We start from the raw sequence: 16,972 nt of genomic DNA, 5'->3' as shown, positions 1-16,972 counted from the left end.
CAGTCAAATGACCGGTGTGTTGACACCAAATCCCTGGGCGAAGACATACCGGCACCCATTCGCCTTCGGGGCGGGCGCTGGTCGCGGCGCCTGTGGTTGGGGCCTCCACGCGCTCAAGCAAAGGTGATCCGCCCGATCAGCTCCACCGGACCGGTCAGCACCAGGGGGGTGGTGTCCGTGAGTGGGGCGGCGCCCACGTGCACGCCCACCTGGCCATCGGGCAGGGTCAGCAGGTAGTCCGCAGGGGCACCGTCCCCGGTCCACTCGTGCAGGGCAACCGCAGCCGCACCGCAGCCTCGGCGCTGGCGCGGGTCTCTCCTACGCCCGGTACCAGCACGCGCACGCGGGCCCGACCGATGGTGGCACCGGTCTGCGGGTCGGTGTGCTCTCCCAGGGGCACCACCAGTTCCAGGGTCGGGGGCGTCTGCGGTGCGGGTGTGTAGGCGATCGTCTCACTCGCCGCGGGGTCGTCAAGCTCGGCGGCGTCCAGTTCCGCCTCCTGCCCGACGGCGACGACGGCGTGCCGCCCGGACAGCTCCAGGCTGAGGGCGGCCCACTCCCCGGCCAGTCCGGGGATGCGCACCGCGGTGTCCCAGCCTCATCTGCCGGGTCCGCGGCCGGCTCGTTCACAGCGGCCAGGCGGGCGGGCCCTGCGTCGACCGCCCACAGCTCGTCCAGACGGGTGACGGTGCGGGCGCCGCCGCGAGTGCCGATAGTGACCGAATCGCCGTCGGCCAGCGGCATCAGCCCCTCAGCGTCCAGGACGGCGGATAACAGGCGGCAGGCGTCGCCATAGGCGGCCGCCGTGCCCGCGGCCGGAGTGCCGTCCGCCAGGTAGTAGTCCAAGAACCATTCGGCCTCGGGCACGGCGGTGCGGAAGGACTCGGTGCCGGGCAGGGCGGCGGTGTGCACCACCCGCACCAGGCCGGCGGCTCCCAGGCCCGTGTGCCGGTCGCAGACTGCGGCGACGTCGGCGGCGGTGAAAGCGGCCTCCCGCTCGGGGTCGACCAACAGCAGCAGGTCGGAGCCGGCGGCGTGGCCCTTGATGAGAGTGCGGCCGACCAGGCCGGGGGCAATGGTCATGGGGTCACCCTATTGCCTAACCCGCTCTGTCACCGCTCGGCCCCGCCGGGGCGATCGGCCGCTTGCACGAGTCGGACGGCCTCGGCGACGACCCGCTCGCGCTCGCCGGACGCCCAGGTGTCCTCGGCGGCAACGACGTCGAGCCAGTGCACCCGCGGGTCTCGGCGGAACCACTTCAGCTGCCGGGAGGCGAGTTTGCGGGTGGCGACGGCGGTGGCGGCAACCGCCTCCGGCGGTGACATGCGGCCTTCGAGCACGGCGATGGCCTGGGCATAGCCAATGGCGCGTGGCGCGGTCGGGCCCTCCCGCAGGCCGGCCTCAAGCAGGCCGGCGGTCTCCTCCAGCAAGCCGGAGGCGAACATGGCCTCGGCGCGCATATCGATGCGTCGGTTCAGCACGGCGCGGTCCCATCGCACGGCCAGGTGCACGGTGGGGACGAGGTCGGCGTAGCGGGGCAGCGAGGCGGAGAACGGCCGGCCGGTGAGTTGCACCACCTCCAGGGCGCGCACAATACGCCGCGTGTTGGCCGGCTCGATGCGTGCGGCGGCGTCGGGATCCACCCGTTGCAGCTCCTGCCACATAGCGGCGGTCCCGTCCGCGCGGGCGCGGGCCTCCAGCGCGGCACGCAGCTCGGGATCGGTGCCGGGGAAGTCCAGGCGTCGGTGACGGCGCGCACATACAGACCGGATCCGCCCACGATGACGGCCCGATTGCCGCGCTCGGCAATGCCCTGCAGGTCGGTGCGGGCGTGCGTCTGATAGGCGGCGACGTTGGCCTCCTGGCGCACGTCCAGCACATCGAGCTGGTGGTGGGGGTAGCCGCGGCGTTCGGCGAGGGAGAGCTTGGCGGTGCCGACATCCATGCCCCGGTAGAGCTGGAAGGCGTCGGCGTTGACCATCTCGGCCGCCCCTCCCAGGGCATCGGCCAGGTCCAGGGCGAGCTCGGATTTGCCGCTGGCGGTGGGGCCGACCACCGCCACCTGCACGGGTGGGGTCTGGGCGTTCACAGTTCGGGCAGCAGGGGTTGGACCCGGCTGAGAGCTGGGTGCAGGCGGATAGGGCGGTGTCCAGGTGCAGGCGCAACTGCGCGTCGGTGACGCCCGGCTCCATCCCCACCAGGTAGGTGGCGCGCACGAGCGGACCGGCGGGGGTGTCCACCAGGGCGACCGTCGGGAAGTACTTGTCGCGGTTCCAGTCGTTGACAGAGGCCGCCAGCTCGTCGCGCTCGCTCTCGGAGGCTGGCTTCTCCCAGTCCCCGGACACCAGCAGCCAGTCGTCGTGTCCCTCGGGTATCTCAATGACGAAGGGGAAGCTGTCCCAGGTGCCCAGCAGGCACACGTGGTCGTCCTCGCGATGGCGGCGCACCCCGTAGCCCATGGGCCCGGTGAGCATGGCTCGATGCGATCCAGCGTCAGCGGGGTGGGCAACTCGCCGTTGTGGTGTCCGAGCGAGGCGGTGCGGGGGGCTTGAGCCGAGCCGGGCGGTGACTCGGAGTGGGCACCGGTATGCTCGGGGTAGTCGATGTCGAAGTCGGACAGGTCCACCGTCCCGGGGTGACTCAGCCGACGGCCGCCCCCACGGTGGGCTGGCCGCACGTCGGTCGGGTTGTCCCGCTCGTGGGGGACGCGTTGGTCCCAAGACTTGCCGAACAGGCGCGCGATAAAGCCGGTCCAATGCCGGCCCGGTCGGCGGCTCATGGCTCCAGCCTTCCGCGGATGGGATCGGGGAAGACATCCTCCGCCTCCCGCATGAGGGCAACGATGAGCCGACAGCCGGTGAAGATGAAGTCCTCCAGCTGCGCGTCCGTCATGCCGGCGGCCAGCGGGTAGGTGACCTCCCCGTGCAGCCGCACCACGCCGCCGTCGGCGATGGTCAGGTAGCCTTGGGGCCAATACGGGTGGCGTTCCAGTCCTCCACCAGGCGCCGCAGTTCGGCCAGGTGCTCGGTGTCGGCGATGCGGTGCCACACGCCGCGCAGCTGCAGGGCACGGTCGCCCTGGAAGATGGCGTGAACGGTGACGTAGCGCCAGGGGATGCCGACGTCGCCCTCATCATCGAGGAAGAAGCGCAGACCCAGGCGGCGCACGCAGTCCATGACCCGGTCGACGTCCACCGGAGCCGGAGCGGCGGGGGCGTCGGCAGCGCTGGCTGGTTCGAACTGCGGCATACCACCAGCGTAACGGGCGACCTGGATGTTTCCCATGTGGCTTCGCGGACGGCTGCGCGGTGCCGACGTATGGCTTTCCGTCACACGTACACGTGTTGGAGGTTTGCGGGTGCCGAGCGCGGGGAAACCGGCTCCTCGCGTTTTCGGGTGTGGTGGGCTGACGAGTGGCGCGCCCATGGTGAAGGCCGCCCGATGACGGCCGGTCGGCGGGCGCGGTGCGCGCGAGTTATCGGCGTGAGCGGGTTGCTTTAGGTCGGGGTTTTGGTTGGTGTGGTGTGGGAGGGGCGGGGTGATTATGGTCTGGCGGGATAATCCGGGTCGGTGCTTGACTCTCGCGGATAGATGTGCGGGCCGTAAGAACACGTTCCCTGTGGGCGGGGCTCCGCTCGATCTGCCAGACCCCGATGAAAGGGGGAAGCCCGGCCACACCACCACTACACGCCCAGCGGCGGATACACACCACCTGACCTGACGAACATCGGCTCGCCGAACCTCGGCCGCCGCGTGGTCTGATGCCGGGCCGCCTGCTCCTGCCTCCCCTCCCGGCCAGACCTGTATCCAGGCCTGCTTCGACTGCGCATCGACGCCGCACCGTCCCGAGTTTGGACCCCTTACGTCGGTTTGGACCGCCCACGTCGGTTTGGACCCCTTACGTCGGTTTGGACCGCCCACGCGGCACACAACGACGGTCCAAACAGGGGACAGCGGTCCAAATAGACTTACGCGGTCCAAACAGGGGCAAGCGGTCCAAACCGGGGAGGCCGGCAGCAGGCATCCCCACGACACGCCGTTCTAAAGCACCACGCTCGCACCGACAACCCGCGCGCGGCATCGTCCTCATCGACCCGAGAACGTCCCCACCGGTCCGACGTCGTCCTCATTGGCCCGACGTCGTCCTGTGTTCGGCGAGAACGCCCTGTTTCGCCCCAAACCCTCGCGAATGTGGAGGGTTTGGGGATGATGAGGACGATCTCGGTAAGCCGGCGCCTGCCGAATACGACCCTATGAACCCGAATACGACCTCCCACACCCGAACACGACCACCACATCACAGCACCGGCCCAGAACCGACACACCCACGCGCACACGAAGAGCCGGGAAACCTCTAAAACGCGTACGTCAGCGACGAATGCGTACCTGAGAGACCAGCGCGTGCCGGCGGCTGGCAAGCTGAGCCCCTGCTTCTCCCACCGCCCTCCTAGTTAGTTGGCGGCGTCAGCGGCCTGCGCGGCGATCGCGTCGACGGCGTCGTTAAACGCCGTGGAGGTCTTGGATGCCCCGGCCAGGGCGGTAACGTGCGCGTCCTCGATGCTGCGGCCGACGACGGCGCCCGCGATCTCCTCCACAAAGCCGGAGATGTAGTCCTTGGAGGTGCCGGTCAGCGCATGGCCGGTGACGGACACGTCGGTGATGTAGCCGCCCTCCAGGGCGAGGGTGACGTCGATGGAGTCCTCCTCCACCACGCCGTCCACGACCCCGTAGGACTCGCTGACGGTGTACTCCCCATCGGCATAGGGGCCGCCGGTCGGGGTGGCGGAGGCGGTGGGAGTGTCATCGGAGCCGACGGTGGCGAGCGCCGTCGGGTTCTGGGTCTGGGCGCGGCCGGCGTACTCGTCCTGCGCGGGGGTCACCTCCCCTCCGCCGCAGCCGGCCAGGCCGGCGGTCGCCAGGACGGCGCCGACGGCGGCCAGGGCACGTCGGGCGGCGTAAGCGGCAGGGGGCGTCGCGGCCGGGATATGCGAACGCCGCCTCATGCCTGTGCCTCCTCACCGCCGGGTGCGAACGCATCGCCTGCCGGGGCGGCCGGCTCGTCCTGTCCGAAGTCGAGCATGTCCTTTTCTCGGCGTCCGGCGCCCGCGGCGTTGAGCTTCTCCCCCACCAGCCGCCCGTGGTTGAGCAGGATCTGGCGTTGCGCACAGGAGGCCACGTGGGCGTCGTGGGTTACCACGATCAGGGTCGTGCCGGCTGCGTGCAGGCGGGCGAAGATGTCCAGGACCAGCTGTTCGTTCGCCTCATCGAGGTTGCCGGTGGGCTCGTCGGCGAGCACGAGCTCGGGGTGGTTGATCAGCGCGCGGGCGATGCACACGCGCTGCTGCTCGCCGCCGGACAGCTGCGAGGGCAGGTGGTGGGCGCGCTCGGCCAGACCCACGTTCTCCAGGGCCGCCAGCGCCTCCTTCTGGTCGGTCATGGAGTGGTAGTACTGGGCGACCATCACGTTCTCGATGGCGGTCAGGTGTGGGATGAGGTGGAACTGCTGGAAGACCAGGCCGATGACGTGCTTGCGGATGTCGGTCAGCTGGGAGGCGTTCATCCGCCCGAGTTCGCGCCCGTCCAGGAGCACGGAGCCGCGGGTGGGGGTGTCCATGCAGCCGATGATGTTCATCAGGGTGGTCTTGCCGGAGCCGGAGGAGCCGACGACGGACAGCCACTGCCCGCGCGGCACCTGAAGGCTGAGGTCGTCGACGGCGTGCAGGTCGCCGTAGATCTTGGACACGTGCCGCAGTTCGAGCAGCAAGTCGGCGGCCCCCGCGTCCGGCTGTGGGTCCTGCGAACCGGTTTCCGTCTCGGCGAGCATGTCGGTCATGTCATTCCTCTCTGAGGACGAGCGCGGGGTCGATGCGCGAGGCGCGGCGCACCGGTGAGTAGGAGGCGACGACGGCGACCAGCGTCGTCAGTGCGACGGAGGCGGCCGCCAGCCACCAGTTGAATCCGATGGGGCGGTCGAATACGCCCAAGCCGACGGCGACGGCCAGCCCGTAGCCGATGGCGGTGCCGACCAGCCCGCCAATCAGCCCCAGTAGGGCCGCCTCGGCGAAGAACTCGGTGGCGATGGAGCGCCCGGAGGCGCCCAGGGCCTTGCGCAGGCCGATTTCGTTGCGGCGTTCGGCGACGACGACGGTCATGGTGGTGGACACCCCCACGAGGGTCAGCCCCAGCACCACGACGGCCACCACCCAGAACAGGGTGTTGAGCATGGTGATGATGCGGGTATCGCCGCTGGAGATCTTAGAGACGGGCTGGGCGGCTAGGCGCCCGGCGGCGTCGGAGTCGGCCACGGCGGCGGCCACCTCGTCCACGCCGACGGCGGAGGTGTCGATCGAGAACTCCACCACGTCGTAGCCGGCGTCGGCGGTGGCGGTCAGGGACTCCAGGGCGGCGGTGGGGACGTAGACGATGTCGTCCTCCTCCCCGCCGGTGTCGACGATGCCGGACACCCGCCACTGGGCCTGTCCCGCGGCGGTCTCGTCGGATTTGGCCGGGTCACCGGTGGCTGCCGCGGTCGCAGTGTCCGGTTCGTCCCCGACCAAGGCGAGGTTGTCACTGGACAGGTATTCGGCGTTGACGGTGGAGCCAGGCTGAGCCCGGCGTTCTCGGCCACGTTGAGCCCGACCAGCACCTGGCCCGTGTCGGGCCAGTCGCCGTCGATCTCCCAGTGTCCGTTGAGGGCGCGCACCGCGTCGACGTCGATGCCGGCAAGCAGGTAGGGGGAACGTTGATGCGAATGGTTTCGTAGCGGTAGGCGGCGGTGGCCAACTGCTCGGCGCTGGTGCCGGTGGCCGCGGCGACGGCGGTATCCACGAGTGCCAGGTCGGTGTCGCTGATGCGCGCCGTCTGCGTCCCGCTGGCATCCGCCGTGGCGGCCACCGCATCGGTGTCTACGGGCACCACGATGAGGTTGGCGCCGAACTGGCGCATCTCGCGCTCATCTGCGCGGGCACGGCCAGGCAGATGGCGGCCAGGCAGAACAAGGTCGCAGCGCCCACTACGGAGGATCCGATCGCGGCCAGCGCACGGGAGCGGCGTCGCAGCATGGCGCCGATGAGCATAGTGACGAACATGCGCCGGTTGGTCATGGGCCGGCCGACGCCGGAGCGAGTAGGCATGTTCCTCCTCACCGCTTGTGCAGGGCGGTCGCGGGCTGGATCCGAAGAATGGTGCGCAGCGAGGAGGCGGTGGCGACCAGTAGCACCAGTGCCACCAGTACCACCACCAGCACGTACACCATGGGCCGCATGGTGATGGTCGAGCCGAAGACCACCTGACCGATCAGCTGGGCGATGCCGGAGCCGGCCAGCGCCCCCACCGCCGTGCCGACCACGCCAATGACGGCGGTCTCGGCCAAGATCAGCCGGTTGATGGAGGCGGAGGAGGCACCCACCGCCTTGAGCAGGGCGAACTCGGCGGTGCGCTCCACCAGGGAGGCGCTGGTCAGGGAGGCGACGGCCAGCACCGCAGCAACCAGGCTGAGGACGGTCATCAGGATCATCAGCGCCTGGGTCTTCTCCAGCACCTTGCCCTCGACGGCGGCCACCTGGCGCACCTGCTTGGCGACCGCGCCGGGCATGACCTCCTCGATCTGGTAGGTGATGGAGGACGCGTAGGCGGTGCAGTACCAGGTCTCCCACTCGGCGGCGGACAGGACGTTGGGGTTGCGGGCCGCCTTGCGCGACAAGTCGTTTTCCGGAGTGGTCAGGGCCTTGACCTCGACCTTGTCGACCTGGCCGACGTGTCCGGTGAGCTCCTGGACCACCGCCAGCGGGGCGTACAGGGATTCGTCGTCGTCATCGCCGGAGGTGTACACCCCGGTGATGGTCAGGACCCGCTCGCCGGTCGTGCCGGACAGGGTGAGCGTGTCGCCCACGCCCACGCCGAGGCGCCGGGCGAGGCTGGAGCCGACGACGGCCTCCTCGGCGTCGTCGGCGGGCCAGGCGCCCTCCAGGGTCCACCAGGAGCGCAGGGTGGTGACCCCGGCGGTGGTGGTCTGGCCTGTGGACAGGTTCAGCTCCTTGTCGAACCAGGTGCCGGTAACGGCCAGGTCCATGGCCCGGCCGGAGGCGGAGGCCACGTCGACGCGACCGGTGAGCTCGGCGGCGAAGTCGACGATGTTGTAGGCCCAGAAAATCGTCTTGATGCCCGGTACCTCGGCCTCGTCGATGAAGGCGGTGGCCTCAGTGGTCTCCTCGGTCTCGTAAAGGCTGGAGACGACCGCGTCGGCCTTGGGCTGGACCACGATGTTGGAGCCGTAGGCGGTCAGCTCGGCGTTCAGCTTGTCACCGACGTCGAGCACGACGCCGAGCATGGCCACGGAGATGGAGGCGCACAGTGCCACGGTCAGGCCGATCAGGGAACGGCGCCACAGTTGGCGGGTGAAGGAGCGGTGCAGCAGGCGGGCGAAGAACACGTCAGGCGAACACCTCCGCGCTGTCCTCCAGGGCGCTTAGGGGCACGCTGACGGCGCCGTCGGCCACCGCGAATTCAATGGGGATGGGGTTGCAGCCGCCCTTGAAGCCGATGGTGGCCGGGTTGATGGCCACGTCGCAGCGCTTGCAGATGATCTTGCCGTCGCTCTCGTAATAGCCGGCCGGTCCGCAGGATTCGCAGGCGTCCAGCCCCACCCCGTAGGCACCGCCGTTCTTCAGGATCATGATGAAGCGCACCTCGGTGCCGTCGGTGGTCTCGTAGGCGAAGCGGTGCAGGTGGCCGTCGGCCAGGAGGGCTGCGGACACGACGGCGGCGTCATGGGAGCGCTCGTAGGGCTCGGGTTCGGACAGGGTGGGTACCTCGTTGACCTTGGCGACGGCGATGGTCCGGGTGACCACCAGCGCGGCGAAGCCGAGCCCCGAGGCCAGCACCCAGCGGCGCGAACGGCGCCGCTCGGCGCGCAGGGCACGGGTGCGTGCCGGGTTGGCCTGCACCGGGGTACGGCCGACCGCGCGGACCAGCGCGAAGCCCATGGGCACCAGCCAGACGGCGGCGGCCGTCAGCAGAATGATCCCATTCGCGTTGTTGGTGGCCCAGGTCATGACCCGAAAGGCGGACCCGCTCAGGCGGATCCGGTGGGCGGACTGCAGCACCCGCGCCAGCTCCACCAGGTGCATCGCCCCGAACACGACCGCGAATGCCAGCAGGGTCACGCGGGTGGGGCGCACCGGGGCCCGGCGGGCCGTGCGGTAGTAGACGAAGGCGAGCAGGGCCACGGCCCCCCAACCGCCGAAAAAGCCGAGCACGCGCAGCAGCATTTCGGAGGACAGCACCTCCTCCCCCGGCTCAATGAAGGCGGTCAGCCCCAGCACCACGTTGGGGACGGCGCGGAAGAACGCCAGGGCTATCGCCAGGCAGGCGGTCACTTGGGCGACCGCGCCCAACCGCCCATCCGCACGCCAGGTGGGGCGGCGCACCAGCAGGGCAAGTACCACGATCAGGGCCGCATCGACCGCCACGCAGGCGATGAGGGTCGGGATGTTGACGATGGTGCGCCGGTCGATCACGGAGGTGGCCCGCAGGACGGCGAAGACGAGGGCACCGGCGGTACCGGTCAGGGCGGAGGCGAGGCGCCAGCGGCTGGCGCGCGGCCACCCCTCCACAGATGCGGGTGTCAGCACTACCGCCAGGGCGGCGTACAGCAGGAAGGGCAGGGTGGCTCCTCCAACAACGGAAACAAAGCGCTCCAACACTCCGCAGATGCTCCTCTCGATACCGGTTGGCTGTGTCTATTCGCCCGCGCCTGCGGGCCGCGCGACGGCGGCGCCGTCACCGCTGGCTCACCACTCCATGGGGGTGTAGTCCCAGTCCCAGGTGAGCTCGATGGGCTCGGTCCAGAAGCGGCCCTTGACGCCGGTGTCGGGGTCGGTGTGCAGCACCCAGCCGTTTTCCTCCGGGCTGTGGATGGTGATGGTGACGGTGTACTGGCCGGCGTCCGGCAAGGCGATGTTGCCGCCGTAGTGGGGGCCGTCGGAGGCGTTCATCTGCATGAAGGTGCCCTCCACGGCCTCGCCGGAGCCGTCGGCGGGGGCGATGGAGTAGTCCACGGTCAGGCCAGGCACGAAGTCGCCGGCACCGTAGCCCAGGGTGTTGTCTCCCAGGGCGCTGATGTCGGCCTCCAGGTGCAGGTCCGCCTGCGAGGCAGGCAGTCCGGCGGCGCCGGCGGGTTCCATATCCACCGGCTGAAAGTAGACCAGGTTGACGTTGATCTGCCCCTCGGCCTCCTGGTCCTTCTGGGACTCGTTGACGTCGAATTCCTCGAACCCGGCCTCGTTTCCGGCGTCCGAGGCCGCTTCGGTGGCTGTGTCTGTGGAGGTGTCGGCGGCATCGTTGGAGGAGGAGCAGGCGGCCAGGCCGAGGGTCCCGGCCAGGACGAGTGCACCCGTGGCACTAACGAGCTTGAGGGATCGCATGGGGTTGTCTTCCTTTGCGGTTGGTGGGTTTCTTATTCGGTTGCCCCGGACTTCGCGGCCGCGGCGTCGGTGTCCGTCTGCGCGGCCCGGGCGGCGTCGACCCGGCGGTGGCGCAGCACGGACACGGCGGATAGGACGACGACGAGCGCGGCCATGAAGGCCTGGAACAGGAGGGTCTCCCGGTAGGGGTACAGGCCCAGGTAGTCGTACGTGGGCCACCCCTCGACGTAGGTCGCCGGGATGATGTCGCCCTCGATGAGGGCGTGGGCGCCGCCGCCGGCGAAGATCACGACGAGGACGGCCATGAGGAAACTCGTAATGGCGAAGAAGGGCCGCAGCGGAATCCTCACACTGGTGAAGCGGATGAGTAGGAAGATGAGTACGAGTACCACCGCCCCGGCGGCGAAGCCCTGCCAGATGCTGGCCGAGCCGGAGGGATCCATGGTGAACAGCGCCTCATAGAACATGACGGTTTCGGCGCCCTCGCGGAAGACCGCCAGGAATGACAGGGAGGCCAGCGCCCAGAAGCCGCCGTCGGAGATGGAGGCCTCGGTCTTGTCCTTGATGTAGCGGTTCCAGGAGGCCACCGAGGACTTCGACAGCATCCAGTTGCTGGTGAACAGCAGCATGACCATAGCGATCAGCGCCACCGCGCCCTCGAGGATCTCCTGGTGGGCGGAGGCGGAGTCGTACAGCCAGGCGAACAGCAATGCCACCACGCCGGAGCCGGCCAGTCCCAGGGCGAGGCCCGCATAGATGTACTTCACGCGGTCCCGCATCCCGGCCTTGAGCAGGTAGGCGATGACGGCGGCAACCACCAGGATCGCCTCCAGGCCCTCGCGCAACAGGATCAGGAAGGCCTGTCCGAAGGAGCCCGTGAGGAAGGCCTTTAAGGGGCTGATGTTCTCGGCGGCCCCGCCGTCGAGCGTGGCGGCGTCCTCGGTCAGGTAGGTCTTGAGGGTCTCGGCGTCGGCGGTGATGTCCGCGATGTCGTCACCGCCCACCATGGCCTTGCGCACGACCTTGAACTGGTTCTCCACCTCGGAGACGCGGTCGCCGGAGATGGCGGACATGACGGTCTTCTCAAAGCCGAGCTTCTCGTAGTAGCCGTAGTACGCGCTGTTGACGTCGGCGGCGCCGCCCTCCCGGTCGCCGGCGGCGGCCTTGTCCACGCCGGAGTCGATCAGCGCGTTCATCTCGGCGGCGACCTCGGACCAGGTGCGCTCACCACGGCCCTCGTTGATCCGGGTCTTGTTGGCCTGGAGTTCGGCCCGCTGGGTGGCGATGGTGGCGCCTGGTCGGCGGCATAGGTGCGGGGGTCGGCCAGACTGTCCAACTCATCAAGTTGGGCCGCAGTATCAGCCAGGGAGTCGGACAGCTCCGTGACGCCGGCGCTGATAGTTTCCGCGTTGCCGGCGGCGTAGGCGGCCTGGCGCAGGTCGGTGAAGGCCTGCCGCTGCTCGGAGGCGGTTTCCGCACCGAGGTTGTCGGTGGTGACGACTTGCAGATTGGAGGCGACGTAGCCGGAGTTATAGGCGCGCTGGAAGGCGGCAGCGGCCCCGGCGGTGTCGCCAGAGCCGTAAGACTCGGCGGCGGCGTCTAGCTCGGTGGTGATGGCCTCGACGACGGCGCCCCAGGAGTCGTAGTCCGTATCGGACTCGGCCGCGCGCGCCGTCGACCACAGCCCGGAAACCAACCCGGTCAGCAGCAGCAGTACCGCGCCCAGTACGACGGCGCCCCGGGCGGATGGGGGCGCAAGGCGGTCCTGGAGCGGAGCGTGGGCCATGGGGCGGCTTCCTTCATATGCCGAGTAAGGTAGCCAGGCCTTCCATAGTGTAGGTGAGCCTGACCTGCATAGGAAAGAGTAGGCTTACGTAATTAGATCCGTCAAAGCCGGCGGCAGTCCTGATTCATCGACCGCATCGATCCCGGGAGGGTGATGAGAGCTTCGCAGGCCCCGGGCGGGCTCAGGCACGCCTGGCAGTTAGAGGCCACCGGCTGCCCGTGGGCGGTCCACACCCGCTCCCCCGTGCCCAGCGCGCTGCGCCGGCAGCTCCTGGCGCGCATCGACGCCTTCGAGGACACCTGGTCCCGCTTCCGCCCCGAGTCGCTGGTGCGACGGGCCGCCGCAGGGCGGCTCGCGCGGGAGCCCGACGGCACAATCGCGCTCCCACTGCCGCCCGGCTCGGCAACGCTGTTGGACTTGTACGACCGTCTGCATGCCGCCACGGACGGGCGCATAGACCCGCTGGCCGGTGCGGATCTGGTGGCGCTCGGCTACGACGCCGCCTACAGCTTCGTGGTGCGCGACGGCGCCGCCCAGCGCCTGGGCGCGGTGCATGGGCGCCCCACCTGGGCTGCCTGCGCCCGTCACGACGACGACCAGCTGGTGCTGCGCGAGCCGGCACTGGTCGACGTCGGCGCCGCCGGCAAGGGGTTCCTCGCCGACCTGCTAGCCGCCTGGCTGCGCGAAGCCGAGTACGAGGAGTACCTGATCGACGCCGCCGGCGACCTGCTAGTGCGCTGCGATCAGCCGGTGCGCATCGGCCTGGAGCGGCCCGGGGGCCGCGGCGGTGACGGCGCGGTGGTCGGCATCGTCGAGCTGGCCGCGGGGGCGGTGTGCGCCTCGGGCGTCTCCCACCGCGCCTGGGGACCGGGCCTGCACCACATTCTTGATGCACACACGGGTCTGCCCGTGGCGGGGGCGAACGCCGTCGTCGCGGCTTGGGCGGTTGCCGACACCTGCGCCCAAGCCGACGGGCTGGCCACGGCGCTGTTCGTGGCCGACCCCGCGTCTCTGGCCGCAGCTCGCTTCGCCTACGACTTCGCCCTGCTGCGCGCCGACGGCTCCGCGGCCGTCTCCCGCACCTGGCGCGACCTGCCCGCCGAGCTCTTCACCGCCCCTCGCCGAGATCGGTAGACGTTACGCGCTGCAAGTCAGGAGCCGACGCGAATGGTCGGCATGCCGATGGCCACCGGTGCCGCATCCGGCTCGGGCGCAGCATGCGCCTCGCGGCGGCGGCGCTCCCAGGCGTCCCCGGCACGAGTGCGCCGCACCGCGAACAGGGCGGGGCCGTCGTCCAGCCACATGCGGTCCCCGACGCTTAGCCCCGCACTATCCACGCGCGCCCCGCCGGCCCCGGCGCCGCAGCGGGCGGAGTCGGCGATCAGGTTGTGGGGGGCGCCGTGCGTGACGCGGACGGTGAGCATGTCCCCGGGCCGCGGCGCACCACCGGCGTAGTCGTCTGCCGCCAGACCGGTCGGCAGAGCGGCGTGCACCAGCCGGTTGTCGGCGGCGCGCCCGGAGATGCGCGCCGTGGCCTGGTCGCGCCGCCCCTCCCCCTCGGCCACAAGGATCTCGACGACGCGTCCTTCCTGACCTTCGTTCTCCTCCTGGGTGATGCGCCGCACGAGCTCATCCAGGCGGGCGTAGCGCTCCTTGACCACTTCGGTGGGCACCTGGTCGGGCATGCCCGCGGCCGGGGTGCCTGGGCGCGGGGAGAACTCGAAGGTGAAGGCGGAGGCGAAGCGGGCCTGCTCCACGACGTCGAGGGTGGCCTGGAAGTCCGCCTCGGTCTCCCCGGGGAAGCCGACGATCAGGTCGGTGGTGATGGCCGCGTCGGGTATCCGCTCGCGCACGCGCTCCAGGATGTCGAGGAACCGCTTGGTGCGGTAGGAGCGGCGCATGGCCCGCAGGATCCGGTCCGAGCCGGACTGCAGCGGCATGTGCAGGCTGGGCATGACGGCCGGGGTTTCGGCCATGGCGTCGATGACGTCGTCGGTGAAGGCCGCCGGGTGCGGGCTGGTGAAGCGTACCCGCTCGATGCCCTCCACATTCCCGGCCGCGCGCAGCAGGCCGGCGAAGGCGCCGCGCTCGCCGAAGCCGACGCCGTAGGAGTTGACGTTCTGTCCCAGCAGGGTGACCTCGATGGCCCCCTGGGCGGCCACGGCCTGGATCTCGGCCAGGATGTCCCCGGGGCGCCGGTCGCGCTGCTTGCCGCGCAGGGAGGGCACGATGCAGAAGGTGCAGGTGTTGTTACAGCCCACCGCGATGGACACCCAGGCGGCGTAGGGGGATTCGCGCCGGGTGGGCAGGGTGGAGGGGAAGACCTTCAGGGACTCCTCGATCTCGACGGCGGCCTCGCGGTTGTGACGGGCGCGCTCCAGGAGGGCGGGCAGCACGTCGATGTTGTGGGTGCCGAAGACGACGTCGACCCACGGGGCCCGCTCCACGATCCCCTCCCCCATCTGCTGGGCCAGGCAGCCGGCCACGGCGATCTGCATGCCGGGGCGCTCCCGCTTGACGGCGGCGAGCTGGCCGAGGTTGCCGAACAGGCGGGTGGCGGCGTTCTCCCGCACGGAGCAGGTGTTGATGATCACCACGTCGGCGCCACCGTCGCCGGCGGCGGTGGCGCGCGCGGCCGCCTCGGGCACATCTTCGGCGCGGCGGTATCCGGCTTGTTCCAACAGGCCGGCCATGTGCTCGGAGTCGTGGACGTTCATCTGGCAGCCGAGCGTGCGCACGTGGTAGGTGCGCAGGGTGGTGCCGTCGGCGTGGGCGGCGGCTACGGGAGCATCAAGCATGGTCATCGAGCGCAGTCTAGGAGCCGCCGCGCCGCCGACAGAACCCGGTCGGCCAGAGTCTCACACCGCGCCTCGGCCGTGAGATTTGTAACACCAGCGCCCAGCGTCTGTTACAGGCCCGAAACACGGCCGGACCATTCCCGACACGGTCACGGTATGTCATGAGGCCATGAGTACCACTCCGTCGCCCGCGCCCGACCGCTCTGCAGACGCCGCCAGCCCCGCCGACGCGCTCATCATGGATGCCGCGCGGAGGGCCGACGGCAGCGACGACGTGCTCGTGGAACTGGTCGGCGTCAACAAGCACTTCGGCGACCTGCACGTGCTCAAGGACATCAACCTGGCCGTCAAGCGGCAGGAGGTCGTGGTGGTGCTCGGCCCCTCCGGCTCGGGCAAGTCGACCCTGTGCCGCACCATCAACCGGCTGGAGTCGATCGACACCGGCACGATTCGCATCGACGGGCAAGAGCTGCCGCAGGAGGGCAAGGAGCTCGCCCGGCTGCGCGCCGAGGTGGGCATGGTCTTCCAGTCCTTCAACCTGTTCGCCAACAAGACGATCCTGGACAACATCACGCTCGGCCCGATCAAGGTGCGCGGCGTATCCAAGCAGGACGCCGAGGCGGAGGCGCACCGGCTGCTCCAGCGCGTGGGCGTGGACTCCCAGGCCGCCAAGTTCCCGGCCCAGCTATCGGGCGGGCAACAGCAGCGCGTCGCCATTGCCCGCGCCCTGGCGATGCGGCCCAAGGTGATGCTCTTCGACGAGCCCACCTCCGCCCTGGACCCGGAGATGGTCAAGGAGGTGCTCGACGTCATGGCGGAGCTGGCCGCGGAGGGCATGACCATGATCATCGTCACCCACGAAATGGGCTTCGCCCGCCAGGCCGCCGACCGAGTGGTCTTCATGGCCGACGGCGCCATCGTCGAAGAGGCCACGCCGGACGAGTTTTTCACCAGCCCGCGCACGGACCGCGCCCAGGACTTCCTGTCCAAACTGATCACACACTGACGTCGAATGCCCGCTTCAACCACTTGCACCACCCACCGCTAGGAGGTCGGCATGCTCTACCGCAATCACCTACGCCGCCGCCTGCGCGGCGTGCCTGCCCACCCCCGGCTGGCGCGCCGCGCCCGGGCCCTGCTCGCCGTCCTCCTGGGTCTGGCCCTGAGCACCGCGGGCCTGGCCGCCTGCTCCGGCGGGGGTTCCGGCGCCTCCGGGCACACCATCCGCATCGGCATCAAGTTCGATCAGCCCGGCATGGGGCTGAAGGACGGCTCGCGCTACACCGGCTTCGACGTCGACATGGGGCGCGCCATCGCGGCCAAACTGGGCTACCAGGAGGACGAGATCGTGTGGGTGGAGGCCGTTTCCGCTCAGCGGGAGACCATGCTGCAAAACGGGCAGGTGGACATGGTCATCGGCACCTACTCGATCACCGACGCGCGCCGGGAGAAGATCACCTTCGCCGGCCCCTACTTCATCGCCGGTCAGGACCTGCTGGTGCGCACCGACTCGGACATCTCCGGCCCCGACGACATGGACGGCCACATCCTGTGCTCGGTGGAGGCTCCACCTCCGCCCAGACGATCCGCGACGACTACTCCGCGGGCACCCTGCAGCTGTTCCCCGTACGCTCCTACTCCCAGTGCGTGGAGTTTTTGGCCGCCGGCACCGTCGACGCCGTGACCACCGACAACATCATCCTGGCCGGCTTCGCCGCCCAAGACAATTACGCGGGCAAGGTACAGGTGGTCGGCAATGCCTTCTCCGAGGAGCACTACGGCGTCGGGCTGCCCCAGGGGGACTCCGACCGCTGCCTGGCCGTGAACCGGGCCATCACCGAGATCATCGACGAGGGCACCTGGAGCCGGCTGCTGCAGGACAACGTGGGCACCGCCTTCGACCCCGACGCCGCCCTCAACCCGCCGACGGTCGACGACTCGCTGTGTCAGTAGGCGACCCGGAAT

16 protein-coding genes and 3 pseudogenes are annotated in these 16,972 nt (G+C 69.9%); 4 read left to right on the top strand and 15 right to left on the bottom strand.

Annotated features, from left to right (window positions below; translation table 11 throughout):
• Positions 1 to 318 precede the first annotated feature (318 nt).
• From BW737_RS10330 to BW737_RS18410, 14 genes and pseudogenes are all read right to left on the bottom strand, one after another.
• Positions 319 to 1,083 (bottom strand): diaminopimelate epimerase, encoded by a 765-nt coding sequence (locus BW737_RS10330; protein ID WP_338063906.1) that lies wholly within the window; start codon positions 1,081 to 1,083, stop codon positions 319 to 321.
• A gap of 29 nt (positions 1,084 to 1,112) precedes the next feature.
• Positions 1,113 to 2,089 (bottom strand): annotated as a pseudogene (miaA, locus tag BW737_RS10325) (tRNA (adenosine(37)-N6)-dimethylallyltransferase MiaA).
• A gap of 91 nt (positions 2,090 to 2,180) precedes the next feature.
• Positions 2,181 to 2,459 (bottom strand): annotated as a pseudogene (locus BW737_RS19495) (YbjN domain-containing protein); the annotation flags it as partial.
• Positions 2,460 to 2,775: 316 nt separating this feature from the next.
• Positions 2,776 to 3,248: pseudogene (locus BW737_RS19490) on the bottom strand (YbjN domain-containing protein).
• A 1,202-nt stretch (positions 3,249 to 4,450) separates the two neighbouring features.
• Complete coding sequence (locus BW737_RS10310) at positions 4,451 to 5,002, bottom strand: FMN-binding protein (protein WP_086614347.1); 552 nt, start codon at positions 5,000 to 5,002, stop codon at positions 4,451 to 4,453.
• Positions 4,999 to 5,823 carry an ABC transporter ATP-binding protein gene (locus BW737_RS10305; protein WP_218961897.1) on the bottom strand — a complete coding sequence of 275 codons (825 nt, stop codon included), beginning with the start codon at positions 5,821 to 5,823 and terminating at the stop codon, positions 4,999 to 5,001. Before BW737_RS10305 ends, BW737_RS10310 begins: the two co-directional genes overlap by 4 nt.
• Before the next feature lie 10 nt (positions 5,824 to 5,833).
• Positions 5,834 to 6,556 (bottom strand): ABC transporter permease, encoded by a 723-nt coding sequence (locus tag BW737_RS18425; RefSeq protein ID WP_257210712.1) that lies wholly within the window; start codon positions 6,554 to 6,556, stop codon positions 5,834 to 5,836.
• 10 nt (positions 6,557 to 6,566) lie between these two features.
• Entirely contained in the window at positions 6,567 to 6,944 is a 378-nt protein-coding gene (locus tag BW737_RS18420) for a hypothetical protein (RefSeq protein WP_257210711.1), read from the bottom strand.
• A complete protein-coding gene (locus tag BW737_RS18415) occupies positions 6,905 to 7,132 on the bottom strand; it encodes a hypothetical protein (protein WP_257210710.1) in 228 nt (75 codons plus the stop codon). Before BW737_RS18415 ends, BW737_RS18420 begins: the two co-directional genes overlap by 40 nt.
• An 8-nt stretch (positions 7,133 to 7,140) precedes the next feature.
• Positions 7,141 to 8,430: an ABC transporter permease gene (locus tag BW737_RS10295; RefSeq protein ID WP_086614348.1), complete on the bottom strand. Its 1,290-nt coding sequence runs from the start codon at positions 8,428 to 8,430 to the stop codon at positions 7,141 to 7,143.
• Between the two features lies 1 nt (position 8,431).
• A complete protein-coding gene (locus BW737_RS10290) occupies positions 8,432 to 9,703 on the bottom strand; it encodes a DUF2318 domain-containing protein (RefSeq protein ID WP_086614349.1) in 1,272 nt (423 codons plus the stop codon).
• Between the two features lie 87 nt (positions 9,704 to 9,790).
• The gene (locus tag BW737_RS10285) at positions 9,791 to 10,423 is read right to left on the bottom strand and encodes an iron transporter (RefSeq protein WP_086614350.1); all 633 of its coding nucleotides are present in this window, start codon (positions 10,421 to 10,423) and stop codon (positions 9,791 to 9,793) included.
• Between the two features lie 32 nt (positions 10,424 to 10,455).
• Positions 10,456 to 11,619 carry an FTR1 family iron permease gene (locus BW737_RS10280; RefSeq protein ID WP_257210709.1) on the bottom strand — a complete coding sequence of 388 codons (1,164 nt, stop codon included), beginning with the start codon at positions 11,617 to 11,619 and terminating at the stop codon, positions 10,456 to 10,458.
• The gene (locus BW737_RS18410; RefSeq protein WP_257210708.1) at positions 11,616 to 12,209 is read right to left on the bottom strand and encodes a hypothetical protein; all 594 of its coding nucleotides are present in this window, start codon (positions 12,207 to 12,209) and stop codon (positions 11,616 to 11,618) included. Before BW737_RS18410 ends, BW737_RS10280 begins: the two co-directional genes overlap by 4 nt.
• Before the next feature lie 153 nt (positions 12,210 to 12,362).
• Between BW737_RS18410 and BW737_RS10275 the strand changes: the two genes are divergently transcribed.
• The gene (locus tag BW737_RS10275) at positions 12,363 to 13,343 is read left to right on the top strand and encodes an FAD:protein FMN transferase (protein WP_086614351.1); all 981 of its coding nucleotides are present in this window, start codon (positions 12,363 to 12,365) and stop codon (positions 13,341 to 13,343) included.
• 17 nt (positions 13,344 to 13,360) lie between these two features.
• On the opposite strand, the gene miaB is transcribed toward BW737_RS10275, so the two are convergent.
• A complete protein-coding gene (miaB, locus tag BW737_RS10270; protein ID WP_180272187.1) occupies positions 13,361 to 15,013 on the bottom strand; it encodes a tRNA (N6-isopentenyl adenosine(37)-C2)-methylthiotransferase MiaB in 1,653 nt (550 codons plus the stop codon).
• Positions 15,014 to 15,245: 232 nt separating this feature from the next.
• On the opposite strand from miaB, the gene BW737_RS10265 reads away from it, so the two are divergent.
• Genes BW737_RS10265 through BW737_RS16965 form a run of 3 tightly spaced genes read left to right on the top strand, consistent with a single transcriptional unit; the run spans position 15,246 to position 16,960 of the window.
• Complete coding sequence (locus BW737_RS10265; RefSeq protein ID WP_218961896.1) at positions 15,246 to 16,013, top strand: amino acid ABC transporter ATP-binding protein; 768 nt, start codon at positions 15,246 to 15,248, stop codon at positions 16,011 to 16,013.
• Positions 16,014 to 16,064: 51 nt separating this feature from the next.
• Positions 16,065 to 16,691, top strand: a complete 627-nt coding sequence (locus BW737_RS10260) for a transporter substrate-binding domain-containing protein (protein WP_218961887.1) — start codon at positions 16,065 to 16,067, stop codon at positions 16,689 to 16,691.
• Positions 16,688 to 16,960 (top strand): type 2 periplasmic-binding domain-containing protein, encoded by a 273-nt coding sequence (locus tag BW737_RS16965; RefSeq protein WP_218961898.1) that lies wholly within the window; start codon positions 16,688 to 16,690, stop codon positions 16,958 to 16,960. Before BW737_RS10260 ends, BW737_RS16965 begins: the two co-directional genes overlap by 4 nt.
• Positions 16,961 to 16,972: the final 12 nt, after the last annotated feature.

Source organism: Actinomyces ruminis, assembly GCF_002154335.2.
Classification (GTDB): domain Bacteria; phylum Actinomycetota; class Actinomycetes; order Actinomycetales; family Actinomycetaceae; genus Actinomyces; species Actinomyces ruminis.
The sequence above is the reverse complement of the archived record's forward strand: the minus strand, read 5'-3'. Positions and strand labels throughout refer to the sequence as shown.

Bases quoted from the DNA above. Each gene is read 5' to 3' on its own strand.
- BW737_RS10330 (WP_338063906.1), bottom strand. From the start codon at position 1,083: ATGACCATTGCCCCCGGCCTGGTCGGCCGCACTCTCATCAAGGGCCAC.
- BW737_RS10310 (WP_086614347.1), bottom strand. From the start codon at position 5,002: ATGAGGCGGCGTTCGCATATCCCGGCCGCGACGCCCCCTGCCGCTTAC.
- BW737_RS10305 (WP_218961897.1), bottom strand. From the start codon at position 5,823: ATGCTCGCCGAGACGGAAACCGGTTCGCAGGACCCACAGCCGGACGCG.
- BW737_RS18420 (WP_257210711.1), bottom strand. From the start codon at position 6,944: ATGCGCCAGTTCGGCGCCAACCTCATCGTGGTGCCCGTAGACACCGAT.
- BW737_RS18415 (WP_257210710.1), bottom strand. From the start codon at position 7,132: ATGCCTACTCGCTCCGGCGTCGGCCGGCCCATGACCAACCGGCGCATG.
- BW737_RS10285 (WP_086614350.1), bottom strand. From the start codon at position 10,423: ATGCGATCCCTCAAGCTCGTTAGTGCCACGGGTGCACTCGTCCTGGCC.
- BW737_RS10280 (WP_257210709.1), bottom strand. From the start codon at position 11,619: ATGAACGCGCTGATCGACTCCGGCGTGGACAAGGCCGCCGCCGGCGAC.
- BW737_RS18410 (WP_257210708.1), bottom strand. From the start codon at position 12,209: ATGGCCCACGCTCCGCTCCAGGACCGCCTTGCGCCCCCATCCGCCCGG.
- BW737_RS10275 (WP_086614351.1), top strand. From the start codon at position 12,363: ATGAGAGCTTCGCAGGCCCCGGGCGGGCTCAGGCACGCCTGGCAGTTA.
- miaB (WP_180272187.1), bottom strand. From the start codon at position 15,013: ATGACCATGCTTGATGCTCCCGTAGCCGCCGCCCACGCCGACGGCACC.
- BW737_RS10265 (WP_218961896.1), top strand. From the start codon at position 15,246: ATGGATGCCGCGCGGAGGGCCGACGGCAGCGACGACGTGCTCGTGGAA.
- BW737_RS10260 (WP_218961887.1), top strand. From the start codon at position 16,065: ATGCTCTACCGCAATCACCTACGCCGCCGCCTGCGCGGCGTGCCTGCC.